Source organism: Vibrio sp. STUT-A16, from assembly GCF_026000495.1.
In the GTDB taxonomy this organism is placed as follows: Bacteria; Pseudomonadota; Gammaproteobacteria; order Enterobacterales; family Vibrionaceae; genus Vibrio; species Vibrio diabolicus.
In genome coordinates, this window is record NZ_AP026765.1 from 44,772 (window position 1) to 58,476 (window position 13,705).

The 13,705-nt window shown below is 46.2% G+C and carries 13 protein-coding genes; 5 read left to right on the forward strand and 8 right to left on the reverse strand.

Features of this window, described 5'->3' with window-relative positions; all coding sequences use genetic code 11:
* The first annotated feature begins 5 nt into the window (after positions 1 to 5).
* Positions 6 to 290: a hypothetical protein gene (locus tag OO778_RS00210; RefSeq protein WP_005397034.1), complete on the forward strand. Its 285-nt coding sequence runs from the start codon at positions 6 to 8 to the stop codon at positions 288 to 290.
* Between the two features lie 27 nt (positions 291 to 317).
* Here OO778_RS00210 and OO778_RS00215 read toward each other — a convergent pair whose 3' ends face one another.
* From OO778_RS00215 to OO778_RS00230, 4 genes are all read right to left on the reverse strand, one after another.
* Positions 318 to 773 carry a DoxX family protein gene (locus OO778_RS00215; protein WP_012841278.1) on the reverse strand — a complete coding sequence of 152 codons (456 nt, stop codon included), beginning with the start codon at positions 771 to 773 and terminating at the stop codon, positions 318 to 320.
* Between the two features lie 10 nt (positions 774 to 783).
* Complete coding sequence (locus tag OO778_RS00220) at positions 784 to 1,542, reverse strand: DNA-binding domain-containing protein (protein ID WP_074190846.1); 759 nt, start codon at positions 1,540 to 1,542, stop codon at positions 784 to 786.
* On the reverse strand, positions 1,539 to 2,408 hold the full coding sequence (locus OO778_RS00225) for a DUF692 domain-containing protein (RefSeq protein WP_264910453.1): 870 nt from the start codon (positions 2,406 to 2,408) through the stop codon (positions 1,539 to 1,541). The genes OO778_RS00220 and OO778_RS00225 overlap by 4 nt, the downstream gene beginning before the upstream one ends.
* Positions 2,409 to 2,490: 82 nt before the next feature.
* Positions 2,491 to 2,751 carry a DUF2282 domain-containing protein gene (locus tag OO778_RS00230; protein WP_031780600.1) on the reverse strand — a complete coding sequence of 87 codons (261 nt, stop codon included), beginning with the start codon at positions 2,749 to 2,751 and terminating at the stop codon, positions 2,491 to 2,493.
* Between the two features lie 280 nt (positions 2,752 to 3,031).
* Between OO778_RS00230 and uvrD the strand changes: the two genes are divergently transcribed.
* Positions 3,032 to 5,206 (forward strand): DNA helicase II, encoded by a 2,175-nt coding sequence (gene uvrD, locus OO778_RS00235; RefSeq protein ID WP_264910455.1) that lies wholly within the window; start codon positions 3,032 to 3,034, stop codon positions 5,204 to 5,206.
* 759 nt (positions 5,207 to 5,965) lie between these two features.
* Here uvrD and ggt read toward each other — a convergent pair.
* The 4 genes from ggt to rarD all read right to left on the reverse strand — a co-directional run bounded on the left by ggt (position 5,966) and on the right by rarD (position 10,393).
* Positions 5,966 to 7,732 carry a gamma-glutamyltransferase gene (gene ggt / locus OO778_RS00240; RefSeq protein ID WP_264910457.1) on the reverse strand — a complete coding sequence of 589 codons (1,767 nt, stop codon included), beginning with the start codon at positions 7,730 to 7,732 and terminating at the stop codon, positions 5,966 to 5,968.
* 98 nt (positions 7,733 to 7,830) lie between these two features.
* Complete coding sequence (locus tag OO778_RS00245; RefSeq protein WP_264910459.1) at positions 7,831 to 8,502, reverse strand: LysE family translocator; 672 nt, start codon at positions 8,500 to 8,502, stop codon at positions 7,831 to 7,833.
* Positions 8,503 to 8,603: 101 nt separating this feature from the next.
* Positions 8,604 to 9,401, reverse strand: coding sequence for an AraC family transcriptional regulator (locus OO778_RS00250; RefSeq protein ID WP_031780599.1), 798 nt, complete (start codon positions 9,399 to 9,401; stop codon positions 8,604 to 8,606).
* A gap of 74 nt (positions 9,402 to 9,475) precedes the next feature.
* Positions 9,476 to 10,393, reverse strand: a complete 918-nt coding sequence (gene rarD, locus OO778_RS00255) for an EamA family transporter RarD (RefSeq protein ID WP_006743075.1) — start codon at positions 10,391 to 10,393, stop codon at positions 9,476 to 9,478.
* A 174-nt stretch (positions 10,394 to 10,567) separates the two neighbouring features.
* Here rarD and recQ point away from each other — a divergent pair, with 174 nt between their 5' ends.
* The 3 genes from recQ (at position 10,568) to OO778_RS00270 (ending at position 13,669) form a co-directional block, all read left to right on the forward strand.
* On the forward strand, positions 10,568 to 12,403 hold the full coding sequence (gene recQ / locus OO778_RS00260) for an ATP-dependent DNA helicase RecQ (RefSeq protein WP_074190851.1): 1,836 nt from the start codon (positions 10,568 to 10,570) through the stop codon (positions 12,401 to 12,403).
* 9 nt (positions 12,404 to 12,412) lie between these two features.
* On the forward strand, positions 12,413 to 12,718 hold the full coding sequence (locus OO778_RS00265; protein ID WP_005397009.1) for a DUF3630 family protein: 306 nt from the start codon (positions 12,413 to 12,415) through the stop codon (positions 12,716 to 12,718).
* Positions 12,719 to 13,000: 282 nt separating this feature from the next.
* A complete protein-coding gene (locus tag OO778_RS00270) occupies positions 13,001 to 13,669 on the forward strand; it encodes a 7-cyano-7-deazaguanine/7-aminomethyl-7-deazaguanine transporter (protein ID WP_005397008.1) in 669 nt (222 codons plus the stop codon).
* Positions 13,670 to 13,705: the final 36 nt, after the last annotated feature.

Below are 13,705 nucleotides of genomic sequence, written 5' to 3' on the forward strand. Positions count from 1 at the left end.
AAGTAATGTCGTTAACCACGTATGAAATGGCTCGTATTCTAGAGCAAATGGAAGATTCACCAGAAAAGGTGATGTTTGGCAAGTTGCTTAATGAGCTGGGTAATCAAAGCTCCGAGCGTATTCGTAGTGCGGCTAAACAAGTACCTCTGCCAATTTTGCGTGATATCGTGTACCAATTCCAGCAAGTGATTGAGTCGCGCAAAGGTGAACAAGTTGAGCTGTTGGCAAAAGATCTTGCTCAACAGGGTATCTCAGCTGATGAGCTTCTTGCTTACTTAAATAAACAATAAAAAGTCCCCGCCACTGCGGGGATTTTTTTATCGCGTCAACTTGTTCTTTATAACATGGTCAATAGAGATAACTCCCGGTCCCCATACGATGACCACTAAAATCATGAATCCCCACAATTGATGGTCATAGAACCCTTTTTCCCACAATACCGGGTAAGAGATGACCGCGATGATATTGAACACAAACAGAATCGCAGCCATCGGGCGGGTAATTAATCCCAACGCTAAAAATACTGGCAGAATCAACTCGGCAGCCGTTCCCATGTAGGCCGCTAACTCCCAAGGCAAAAGTGGTACTTGGTATTCCAATTCGAATAGATACAGCGTGCTATCCCAAGAAGAAACTTTGATTAACCCTGAATTGAAGAACACCCATGCAACCCACAAGCGACAAAAGAGAAGTAGTAAAGGGACAAAGCCAGCTTGTAAGGTATTGATCAAGTCGTCGTACCGATTGACTAAGTTTTTAACCGTATTCGTCATAGAGTGCTCCTTAGATTGATTTCAATGTAAAGCCGTCAACGAGATCGAGTGCCATGATGCTATTAAGGTGAACGAGCAAAGCTTCGGGTATTTCGCTCAAACTCTGCTTCTGCTCTAAACATTGCAGCAGTTGAAAAACATCGGTATCGAGTGCGTGACATTGAGCTTCTCCATTGGCTTGAATCGATATGACACCTCGCTGTAATTGATTGATATTGAGCTGTTCAAAATCTTGGTGTTGAATCGTATGAAAGAGATCAAATACGGCGTAGTTTGAGTCAAAGCTGCGACTGCCAGTGCGCAAATGAAACACCAATTGAGGTTGTTGTTCTTCCGTCACTTGGGCAAGTGCAGATAAAGGGATTCGATTTGGTTTTTCGACTTTCTCATTCTGTATTTGTCGAGCTAAGTCTATATGCCATTCAAACCTTGCGACTTCAGGAGTGTACGGGGCTTGGGTCATGACCTGACTAAACTGCATAATCGTATCTTGAAAGCCCACACCATAATGTACGACATTACCTTCTGCTAAGGGGTGAGAAAGTACGTATTGGCGAGCAATTTGATCGAAGCACTCTTTTCCAACTAAGGCTTCAACCATTGGGTAGGTCGCTGCCAATACCTCACTCAAGCTGATGATAAAGTTATTGCGGTAAATCTGTATGCGTTCATCTGCGGTAAACTTGTCACTCACAATGTCGCATTCTTCACCGAGCGCTTGATAATGTAGGGCTTTAGCAAATTGACTCTGCAAGGTCGCAAGATTCATGACGCTTTCCTTTTGCTCTTTTGGTCAATTAAATGATTTTTCTGCAATAGTGAGGATGCTTTTTCTGCTTCGCCAAGAAGTATTGCTGGTGCAGGAATATCTAAATCCCATTCAATCAGCGTATGGCGAGGGCCGTGTTTTTGTGTCCAACTAACGAACAGCTGCCATACTTCATCACTGACGGGACGGCTATGAGTATCAATCCAAATCTCACCTTTATCCAACGTCTTAATAGTAAAACCTGCCAAATGAATCTCGTCGACTTTGTCGGCTGGAATCGCATCTAGGTATGTGTCGCAATCAAAACCGTGATTGAAGGCGGAAACATATACGTTATTTAAGTCGAGTAATAAACGACAGTCGGTGCGCTTTTGCACTTCGGTAAGAAAGTCCCATTCACTGATGGTTGAATGGTGAAACTTCACATAACTAGATGGGTTCTCAATTAAGATTTCACGTTGTAGATATTCTTGCACTTCAAGCACGTTACGAGTGAAGACTTGCAGCGCTTCTTCCGTGTAAGGCAAGGGAAGTAGATCATTGAAGTAGTGACCACCATTTTCACTCCAACTTAAATGGTCAGAAACGAAGAGCGGGTCAACTGTATTTATCAATGCTTTTAGTTGTGCTAAATGTTTCGTATTCACACGTTCCACCGAGCCCAGCGATAAACCAATACCGTGGCAACTGATGTGGTAGTGCTCGCGTAATGCTTGTAGTTGATGGCGCTCTACTGAGTTGGGCTGAAAGTAGTTCTCGCTGTGGATTTCTAGCCACGACAGCTCAGGTTTGTGTTGGCTAAAATAATCGAGATGAGGGAAACGTAATCCAACGCCAGCAAGAGGATGGAAAGAGTGATGTTTCACGTGAAACTCCTTTTCTGATTAGCGAGTAACTGGGGGCGTTGGTTAAAGTGCAACGCGCCCCACAGAAACTTGTGATGTTGAGTTATGAGCCGCTGGTGCTACCGCCAGCCAATTTGTCACACAATCCTTTAGGAACGACAACAAAAGCATCTTTTTGGTTGTCTTCTTTAGAGGTGCCCGCGCAAGAGCTGTTTTTCGTTGCGCAGTCATTTTTACCGGCTTTCGCCACGCCATAACACTTTTCTTTTTCTGCTGCGACAGCAGGGGCTGCGGTGAGCATGGTGCCACCAAGAGCAAGAAGTCCAGTAACAGCAGCAGTAACAGCAAGATTCGATTTTTTCATCATAATTTCCTCTGAGTGATTTCCTTTTACTTTCATTCGGCAAGTCGATTCGCCGTTTGGCGTACAACCTTTATCCACTTGCTTAAATTAAAAGATAGAGATGAGGCAGAAAAACTTTCATAAAAATAACTCTCGCGAATGGTTTTGGGGTGATTACCTTCGTTAACTCTTTGAATGAAAGATTAAAAAAACAACGAATTTTTTATCAAGTTTTGTCTAAACAGCACCCAGCTGTTTAGGTTATAATCGGTTTTTATGTATAAATAACCAGTAGCTCATCATGATGGATCCATCTCTATTACTCGACGGTCTAAACGATAAACAGCGTGAAGCCGTTGCAGCTCCTCTAGAAAACTTACTTGTCCTTGCTGGTGCAGGGAGTGGTAAGACTCGCGTTCTTGTTCACCGTATCGCTTGGCTTATGTCAGTCGAGCAAGCTTCTCCTTTCTCGATCATGTCGGTCACCTTCACCAATAAAGCGGCAGCAGAAATGCGTGGTCGTATTGAAGAGTTGATGATGGGCAGTGCATCTGGCATGTGGAATGGGACTTTCCACGGTATCTGTCACCGCATTTTGCGTGCACACTATCTTGATGCCAAGCTACCGGAAGATTTCCAAATCATAGACAGCGATGATCAGCAGCGCTTGTTAAAGCGTTTGATCAAAGCGCAAAACTTGGATGAAAAGCAGTGGCCTGCACGCCAAGTTTCATGGTGGATTAATGGTAAGAAGGACGAAGGATTACGCCCATCGCATATCGACGCTTATCACGATCCAGTGACCAAAACTTATTTGCAGCTGTATACCGCTTACCAAGAAGTGTGTGATCGTGCTGGCTTAGTGGACTTTGCGGAAATTTTGCTGCGCGCGCATGAGCTACTGCGTGACAACAAGTTTGTGCGTGAACACTACCAAGCACGCTTTAAGCATATCTTGGTTGACGAATTCCAAGACACCAACAACATTCAATACGCTTGGCTACGCATGATGGCTGGCCCAGATTGTCACGTGATGATTGTTGGTGACGACGACCAGTCAATTTATGGTTGGCGCGGTGCAAAAGTCGAGAACATTGAGAAGTTCACGCTGGAGTTTCCGAGCGTGAACACCATTCGTCTCGAACAAAACTATCGTTCGACCAAGACGATTCTCGAAGCGTCCAATACCTTGATTGCGAACAATACTGAACGCATGGGTAAAGAGCTGTGGACGGATGGCAATGTGGGAGAGCCGATCTCGGTTTACAGCGCTTATAACGAGCTTGATGAAGCGCGCTTTGCGGTCAATAAAATCAAAGAGTGGCAAGAGAATGGCGGCGCATTGAATGATGCTGCGATGCTGTATCGTAACAACGCGCAATCTCGTGTTTTGGAAGAAGCATTAATTCAGGCAGGCTTACCGTACCGTATTTACGGAGGCATGCGATTCTTCGAGCGTCAAGAAATCAGAGATGCGTTGAGCTACTTGCGTTTGATGGCGAACCGCAACGATGATGCCGCGTTTGAACGTGTCGTGAATACCCCAACACGTGGTCTGGGCGATAAGACGCTAGAGACTATCCGTCGTGCTGCTCGTGATAGAGGTTGCACTATGTGGGAAGCCAGTCTGGCAATGCTCGATGAGCAAGTATTAACGGGTCGAGCAGCTGGCGCGTTAAGTCGTTTTGTCGAATTAATCACCGCGCTGGAAGATGACACATTAGAAATGCCATTGCACGAGCAAACGGACCACGTGATCAAGTACTCGGGTTTGTTTGCGATGTATGAGCAAGAGAAGGGCGAAAAGTCTAAAGCTCGCATAGAAAACTTGGAGGAGCTGGTTACCGCCACTCGCCAATTCGAAAAACCAGAAGAAGCGGAAGAAATGTCTCTGCTGACGGCATTTTTAACGCATGCGGCTCTGGAAGCGGGTGAAGGTCAGGCGGACGAATTTGAAGATGCAGTCCAGCTGATGACGCTGCACAGTGCGAAAGGTTTGGAATTCCCATTGGTATTCATGGTCGGTGTGGAAGAAGGTATGTTCCCAAGCCAGATGTCCGCTGAAGAGGCAGGGCGCTTAGAAGAAGAGCGCCGTCTGTGTTATGTGGGTATGACGCGCGCGATGCAAAAGCTCTACATTACTTACGCGGAAATGCGTCGCCTATATGGCCAGGACAAATACCACAAACCATCGCGCTTTATTCGTGAATTACCAGAAACGTGTTTGGATGAAGTGCGCATGAAGGCGCAAGTGAGTCGCCCTTCAAGTAGTGGACGTTTTAGCCAAACCGCAGTAAAAGAAAACTTCAATGAGACTGGTTTTTCACTAGGTTCTCGTGTGATGCATCCGAAATTTGGTGAAGGAACGATCATCAACTTTGAGGGCAGTGGTCCACAAAGCCGAGTGCAGATTGCTTTCAATGGTGAAGGCATTAAATGGTTAGTCACCGCTTACGCGAGACTGGAGAAGCTGTAGGGCTTTGTGAAAAAATGAACATAAGAGCTGCTTCGGTGGCTCTTTCTGTTTTGGCTGTTTTGAATCAACAAAATGCTGAAAGATAGGGAGCTAAATGACGCTATTCGAAAAGGCTCTTAGTCTAAATCGCTTATCTTTAAACAAAGAAAAACCCCGAGGGCTTACGCCCGTCGGGGTTATAGTCTTACTCGCAGCAATCCAGCTACTAAAAGTGCTCCATGCATCAAATCCTTGATAGCGTGCTGCATTCCTTCAGCTTAATCCTTTCGTCGCCTTCCTAGCGGTGTCCTTGACCTTATCCTGGCCTGCTAACCATCCTCGTTAGCTCTCATCACTTGTTCCCTGAGCGGTGTCCATGACATCATCCTGATGTTCAGTCCTTTCCTCGTCCAGAGGTGTCCATTTCCCGTCCTTAGTAGCAACCGTCCTAGTTGCTATTGATTCCGTTCAATGTCCAGTTTTGCAATCCATGCCCGACTATTCATCCTGAATACCCGTTTCTTCTTCCTGAAGTTCACCAAATCCGTGGTGTTTCCTGTTCCGTGTCAGCATCCTTCCGACAAGGTTCATATTACGCTCTTCTCGATTCTCAACAATGGTCGAAGCCCACATTTTCCTCAATCAAAAGCGTTTGAAAAATAAACATATTTATATTATTCAATGCCTTATGGTTATTTGTGGGCTGTTTTACCATTAAAAAAGAGAGGTTTGCTCCACTCCTTGTGAGAGATCTCGCACAAGGAGTCGAGCAAAACAGGCCTATTTTCCGATTGCTGCTCCTTCTCGACGAGGATCTGCGGCACCTTCTAGTCCATCTTTTGTTATGCGTATCGCATGCAGTCCAGAATTCAAATCACGAACATTGGTTTTAAAGCCCATCTTCTCCAGCTCTGGCTGTAAGCCTTCTGCAGCGGTACCTTGCTCAATATCTAAGGTGCCAAAACGGTCGAGTAATCGTGGTTGATTGATAGCTTGTTGGATATTCATATCCCATTGCGTGTGGGCAATGATGGTTTGCGCCACGTAACCGATGATTCGACTGCCACCCGGAGAACCTATCGCCATGTAAGGTTTGTTATCTTTCATCATAATGGTCGGGGCCATTGAAGATCGTGGACGCTTGCCTGGTTCTATGCGGTTGGCGATTGGGATTCCGTCGTTATGAGTACGGAAAGAGAAATCGGTCAGTTCATTATTGAGCAAGAAGCCACGCACCATTAAGCGCGAGCCAAACGCATTCTCAATGGTGGTCGTCATTGAAACCACATTGCCTTGCTTATCGACGATATTGAAATGGCTGGTGGAAGGGAGTTCAATGGACTCGTCCATGCTTAAGTTCATTGCGTGCGACCACGGAGGATTGCCCGCTTCAACTTTGCTTAGTGCTTTGCCGACTTGGATCAGCTCTGCTCGCTGCTGGAGGTAGCTTTTATCGAGCAAGCCTTGAGTTGGCATCGGCACGTAATCTTGGTCTGCCATGTATTTACCACGGTCAGCAAACGCTAGACGCGATGCATCGGCGAGTACTTGCCAAGATTTAATGCTGTTGGCCCCCCAGCCTTTGAGATCGTACTGTTCAGTGATCGCCAAAATCTGACCAATGGTGAGCGCGCCAGAGCTTGGTGGTCCCATGCCGCAAATGTCATAGCTTTGGTATGCTGCACAAACCGGCTCACGTTGTCTGATTTGGTAGGTATCAAAGTCGGGTTGGGCTAATACGCCGGGGTTACCCGGCGCGTTTTGTACCGTCTTGATAATGTCTCTGGCGATATCCCCGTGGTAGAAGGCTTGAGCACCTTGCTTAGCAATAGCACTCAGCGTTTGTGCGTATTCAGGGTTTTTTAATAGCGTACCTTCGGTTTTTGGCGAGCTATCCGAGTTAAAGAAATAGGCTTTTGTGACTGGAAAGCGTGATAAACGCTCGGCGTCTTTTTCTATCAAGCTTGCTAGGCGAGGACTGACTTTGAATCCTTGCTCCGCAAGCGAGATAACAGGCTGAATGATCTTTTTCCATTCCAGCTTGCCGTATTTCTGGTGGGTATCCCACAATAGTTTCACGGTGCCTGGTGTTGCGACAGAGCGTCCACCAACCACGGCATCGTAGAATTGCAATGGCTGACCGTTCTCATCTAAAAATAGCTTTGGCGTTACGGCTAGGGGAGCGGTTTCACGCCCGTCGTAAGTGGTCAGTTTTTGCTTTTCGCTATCCCAATACACTAAGAACGCACCGCCACCAATACCTGATGACTGGGGTTCAACTAAGCCAAGCATCAATTGCACCGCGACCATGGCATCTATCGCATTCCCGCCTTGCTTAAGTACGTCTGCACCCGCCTGGGTCGCCAGTGGGTTAGCAGCGGTAACCATATAATCTTTAGCTTTGACCAGCTGCTTTTGCTCAATGCCAGTGCTGTGCTCTGGTGCGACCGAGTCTGCAGCTTGGTTAGCGAAGGCTTGTCCAATGAAGGTGAAAGGGGAAGTAAGAAAAAGACCCGAGAGTACGAGTCGGTTAAATGTCCATTGCATGATGACTCTCCATGTTGCCAACTAAGGTCATTCAGCTTGGCAGCCACGGAGATAGTCGTCGAGTTTCCTATTAAAGAAATGTCGAGTGTGCGACGCTTTTAAATCAGAGAGTTATCGAGAAAGGAGCGGAAGGTTTGCACTAAAATACTGCTGCCAACTAGAGTAAATACCACACCACATAAACCATCTATATAAATGCTGGCTTGCTGCAATCTTGTTTGCAAGCGCTGCGTTGACAGCATCCATGCAAGGCTAGAAAACCAGAGTAGCGACAAACCAAACAAAATCACCAGAGCAATTCCTTTTCCTGTCACCGACATGCCCACTGGGACAAGGCTCGACATTAAACTCACAAAAAATACTAAGGCTTTGGGGTTGAGAATATTGGTTGCGAACCCCTTGGTAAACGCCTGACGTTTATTACCGATCACAAGGTTACTGTTTTTGCTTGGCTGATCAGAAAGTGGGTTTTTGATCGTCGCGATCACGCCGCGCAGTGCACCGATACCCAAATACAACAGATAGCTGCCCCCAAGCAATTGTAAGACGGAGTAGAGCAGAGGATGCTGGTGAACTAAATAGCTCACCCCCGTTAGGCTTAATAAAGAATGCAGCAAAATACCGACTGATAAGCCAAGCGCAATGTATAAGCCAGTTTGACGGCCATGACGGGTGGCATTTTGTACCACAAGCGCAAAATCCGGACCTGGGCTCATTAAGGCAATGAAGTGGATACTGGCAAGCGTTAAAAGGATAGTCGATTCATTCATAACACATCTCAAAACATAGTGGATATGAGCTATTGTCGTGATTCTTATTCGGTAGTGCTTGTAAAAAACTAGCAGTACTGAATACCACAGCGTATGAGATATTAGCGTGCCACTTGTGAAGGCGAGACGCCATAGGTTTGTTTAAACGCTTTACTAAAGTGGGCCTGATCATAAAAGCCCACTTGATAGGCGACGTCCGTACCACACCATCCTGCTTGGAGTAGTTTCATTCCTTGCTCTAATCGCAAGCGAGCAAACCAAGCGTAGGGAGTCATCCCCGTTTGCGCTTTGAAATGGCGTTGAAACTGCGTGGGGCTCAGTTGGCAGAGCTCTGATAGGGCATCTAAGCGAACCGTTTGGTCGAGATTCGCCATTAAGTAATCTTTTAAGGTATGTAAAGACTGTTTCCCAAGAGGGACCACTTTTTGCCTCGCGAGTGATCCGTAGCGATCAAAAAGTTGATTAAATCCTTCAAAAGGAAGGCAATCTTTGGTGAGTTGGCTGAGGTTATCGCGGCGAAGAAGAGCATGTAAGTTACTAAGTTGTGAAAATATCTGTGGATCGGAGATGATCAATTCATTAAAGCGGATTATTTGACCATTTTGACTAAGATCGGCAAGATCGCTGAGTAGGTGCGGCTCGATCGCAAATACATTCACTTCATAGCCACTTTCGAGCTTAGAGTGCCCGTCGTGCAGTTCATCTGGCGGCATAATTACGATTTGCCCATGACCCACTTGATGGCTACAGCCTTGATATTGGAACTTTTGCGTGCCATGCGTGATTAGACCGAGGTGAAAATCCAGATGATAGTGCCTTTGAAAAGCAAACTTCTGGTATTTCGCCTCGATCAGGCTCAGCTGATCATGGTCGGTTGCGTAGTATTGAATCTGTTCCATTACATACAAAAAAAGCTTGGTCACATTGTGACCAAGCTTATCTGGCAATTTCTAACTTGTCTTGTAAAAAACGATCACTGTGGCTGAACGATTCGGCGTGAGCGACGGTTGTTGCGCAGTCCATCAAAGCTAAATACGACTAGCGCTCCCCAAATAAAGGCAAAGGTAATCGCTTTATCCATGGTAAAGGGTTCGCCATACATCAGTACTGCCAGTAAGAACATCAAGCTTGGGCCGATGTACTGGAAAAAGCCCAACGTTGATAATTTGAGTCTTGTTGCCGCACCCGTAAAACAAAGTAGGGGCAGTGTGGTAATCACCCCTGCTGCAATCAACAAGCTATTTAATGCTAACGGGTTAGTGAGCATATTCGACGTTGGGGTTTCTGCAATAAACAGCAGATACACGGCGGCGACAGGCAGAAGAAGTAATGTTTCGATAAACAATCCTGTTTTTGCATCGACACTGACTTTCTTCCTTAAGAGGCCATAGAAGCCGAAACTCATTGCTAACGCCATCGCAACAACGGGCACGGAGCCGAATACAATCAATTGGACCAGTACGCCACAGCCCGCTAATACGACAGCAAACCATTGCAACTTACGAAGTCGCTCTCCCAAAAAGACCATGCCGAGCAAGACATTGATTAATGGGTTGATGTAATAGCCTAAGCTCGCGTCAAGCATATGATTGGAATTGACCGCCCAGATAAAAATCAGCCAGTTTCCGCCAATTAATACAGAACTTGCGATCAGGTAAGCGATCTTCGTTTTGTCTTTCGCGATGTAGTAAACCGAGCGCCAGTGACGGCCAAAGTGAAGGAGTGCGGCAAGCAAAAAGAAAGACCAAATCACCCGGTGGCTCAGAATCTCCAAAGGGGATACTTGTGCGATGGATTTAAAATACATCGGCGCAATGCCCCACATGGTATAGGCACCAATCGCCAGCAAGATACCTTGCCGAGCGCGTTGTTGTTCGTCTTCTGGTGTCATGAGGTGTCACCTAATTGTGTGTTTATAGAGCAGAAAATCAGTATACGAGTCGTGATGCGAAACACCTAGCAATTTGCGGTTTTATTCACCACGAAACCCCATTACAATGTGCCCTCACTTTGTGTGCCTGGGCATGCAAAAGCATTTCTACGATCACTCAATCTGAGATTATTCATGACCTCAACCTTGCTAGCCGAACAATCAGATACGCCTGTAACGCCTCAACGTGTGTTGGAGGAAGTCTTCGGTTACCAGACGTTTCGTGATGGTCAGCAAGAAGTTATTGAAGCCGCTATCGAAGGCAAAGACAGCTTAGTCATCATGCCGACGGGTGGTGGTAAATCTCTCTGTTACCAAATTCCGGCGTTAGTGCGCTCAGGGATTACTTTGGTGATTTCACCGCTAATTTCATTGATGAAAGACCAAGTTGATCAACTGAAAGCCAATGGTGTAGCAGCGGAATGCGTGAACTCGACCATGAATCGAGAAGAGCTACTGAGTGTGTATAATCGCATGCACTCTGGTCAGCTTAAGCTAGTGTATGTTTCGCCAGAGCGCGTGTTAATGCGTGACTTTATTGAGCGCTTAGAAAACTTACCCTTATCTATGATCGCCGTGGATGAAGCACATTGTATCTCTCAGTGGGGACATGATTTTCGCCCAGAATACGCGGCGTTAGGTCAGTTAAAGCAACACTTTTCGCATGTGCCCTTTATGGCACTCACAGCCACCGCCGATGATGCGACGCGTCGTGATATTCTAGAACGCTTACGCTTACATGAACCTCAGGTGTATCTAGGAAGCTTTGATCGTCCCAACATTCGTTACACCTTGGTGGAAAAGCACAAACCGGTTTCTCAAATCATTCGCTATCTAGCCACCCAGAAGGGAAGCTGCGGCATTATTTACTGCGGCAGTCGTAAGAAAGTTGAAATGGTGACCGAGAAGCTATGCAACAACCATATCCGCGCTGCTGGTTATCATGCAGGGATGGATACGGAAGAGCGAGCTTACGTTCAGGAAGCTTTTCAACGTGATGACATTCAAATCGTCGTTGCGACGGTTGCATTCGGTATGGGGATCAATAAGCCAAACGTGCGCTTTGTCGTGCATTTTGATATTCCACGTAACATCGAGTCCTATTATCAGGAAACCGGTCGAGCAGGGCGAGATGGCCTGCCTGCCGAAGCGATGATGCTATACGACCCAGCAGACATCAGTTGGTTGCGTCGTATGTTGGATGAAAAAGATGATGGACCGCAGAAGCAGGTAGAAAGCCACAAACTCAATGCGATGAGTGCTTTTGCGGAAGCGCAAACCTGTCGTCGTCAGGTACTGCTCAACTATTTTGGAGAGTATCGCGAAAAGCCGTGTGGTAACTGCGATATCTGCCTGGACCCACCAAAACACTTTGATGCGACCGAAGAAGCGCGCAAAGCGTTGTCGTGTGTTTACCGCGTTAACCAAAGTTTTGGTATGACGTATGTGGTTGAGGTGCTGCGTGGGATGCAAAACATTCGTGTGCGCGAACACGGCCACGATAAAATTTCGACTTACGGCATTGGTCGTGATCACAGCCATGATTACTGGGTGAGTATCTTCCGCCAGCTAATTCATAAAGGGCTGCTATTTCAAAACATCACTCGTAACTCGACATTGCAATTAACCGAAGAAGCACGCCCTTTACTACGTGGTGATGTGTCTTTAGAACTTGCAGTTCCACGTTTAGATACCGCAGCACGTGCCGCGAAGTCGGATAAACTGACCAGCAAAAAATACGACAAGAAGTTGTTTGCCAAATTACGTAAGCTACGTAAGTCGATCGCCGATGAAGACGGTTTGCCACCATACGTGGTATTCAGTGATGCGACCTTGATTGATATGGCAGAAATGCTGCCAACGTCATACGGCGAAATGTTAGCGGTTAGTGGCGTTGGTCAACGTAAACTAGAAAAATACGCCGATCCATTCTTGGATCTGATCCAAGAACACATTACTCACCACGGATAAGGAATCCATATGCACAAGGAATTTGGTCTCGCTGATTACATTGTTGAAGAAGGGCGTCTTATTATTACCGCTCCAAGCTTCGACCTCGATACTTTTCCGGCACTGGGTGAGCGTTTGGTGGGATTATTATCTGCGTCTGTGGTAGAAAAACAGTGGGATGCGGATATTCACTCTTGGTTGATCGATTTTGAAGGCTGCCGCTTATTTATGAAAGCGGAGCACTACAGCGAAGCGATTTGGTTTGAAGCGCTAACAATAGAAGAGAGTAGGGAAGAGCTCGACTATTTAGCCGGATTGTTCCAACGCGGCTTCTAAATTCAAGTTATCTATTCTTTAAAGGGTGTTTCACATGAAACCCCCTTTCTTATTTTTGCATCAAAGAGCTTGGTTTTGACGTGATGTTCGCGAAGAAACGTTTGCGTATAAAACACCGCTTGTGAGTAAAATTGGTTAATGTATAATCGCCCACCGCTTTACTCTGAATGAGTTAAGTTAGTTTAATCGTCATTTTTTACATTGTTGGTAAGAGTGCTTTTCTCTGTAGAAAGCGCTCGATTTGGGTTCCCTCGCCCCCAAACCAAACTAAAAAGGTATCGCATGAGTAACTTTACCCCTGCGCAGCAGCGCAACGCCCTTATCTATCTGGTTTTATTTCATCTAGTCATTATTGCATCCAGCAATTACCTAGTTCAGCTACCGTTTACTATCTTTGGCTTACATACCACCTGGGGTGCATTCACCTTCCCATTTATTTTCCTTGCGACGGATTTAACCGTACGTATTTTCGGTGCTCAGTTGGCGCGTAAGATCATTTTCTTAGTAATGTTGCCTGCTTTGGCTGTCTCTTACTTCTTATCGGTGGTGTTCTTCGAGGGGCAGTTCCAAGGTTTTGGTCACTTAGGGGAATTTAACTTATTCGTTGCTCGTATCGCGATTGCTAGCTTCATGGCGTATCTACTTGGTCAGATTATGGATGTGCACGTGTTCAACCGCCTACGCCAAATGAAACAGTGGTGGGTGGCCCCAACGTGTTCAACGCTTTTTGGTAATGCACTGGATACCATCGCCTTCTTCGCGATTGCGTTCTACCAAAGTCCAGATCCATTTATGGCGGAACATTGGACGGAAATCGCGCTGGTGGACTACGGCTTTAAGTTAGTGATTAGTCTTGGTCTGTTTGTGCCTATGTACGGCGTACTACTGAATTACTTAATTAAGAAGCTAACGGCAGTGAACCCTAACTTTAAAGTTACGACGACGGCATAGTTTTCATCAGTTAATAGCAACAAAGCCGCTTTTGAT

Coding starts and splice junctions, on each gene's coding strand:
- OO778_RS00210 (WP_005397034.1), top strand. CDS start 6: ATGTCGTTAACCACGTATGAAATGGCTCGTATTCTAGAGCAAATGGAA.
- OO778_RS00215 (WP_012841278.1), bottom strand. CDS start 773: ATGACGAATACGGTTAAAAACTTAGTCAATCGGTACGACGACTTGATC.
- OO778_RS00220 (WP_074190846.1), bottom strand. CDS start 1,542: ATGAATCTTGCGACCTTGCAGAGTCAATTTGCTAAAGCCCTACATTAT.
- OO778_RS00230 (WP_031780600.1), bottom strand. CDS start 2,751: ATGAAAAAATCGAATCTTGCTGTTACTGCTGCTGTTACTGGACTTCTT.
- uvrD (WP_264910455.1), top strand. CDS start 3,032: ATGATGGATCCATCTCTATTACTCGACGGTCTAAACGATAAACAGCGT.
- ggt (WP_264910457.1), bottom strand. CDS start 7,732: ATGCAATGGACATTTAACCGACTCGTACTCTCGGGTCTTTTTCTTACT.
- OO778_RS00245 (WP_264910459.1), bottom strand. CDS start 8,502: ATGAATGAATCGACTATCCTTTTAACGCTTGCCAGTATCCACTTCATT.
- OO778_RS00250 (WP_031780599.1), bottom strand. CDS start 9,401: ATGGAACAGATTCAATACTACGCAACCGACCATGATCAGCTGAGCCTG.
- rarD (WP_006743075.1), bottom strand. CDS start 10,393: ATGACACCAGAAGACGAACAACAACGCGCTCGGCAAGGTATCTTGCTG.
- recQ (WP_074190851.1), top strand. CDS start 10,568: ATGACCTCAACCTTGCTAGCCGAACAATCAGATACGCCTGTAACGCCT.
- OO778_RS00265 (WP_005397009.1), top strand. CDS start 12,413: ATGCACAAGGAATTTGGTCTCGCTGATTACATTGTTGAAGAAGGGCGT.
- OO778_RS00270 (WP_005397008.1), top strand. CDS start 13,001: ATGAGTAACTTTACCCCTGCGCAGCAGCGCAACGCCCTTATCTATCTG.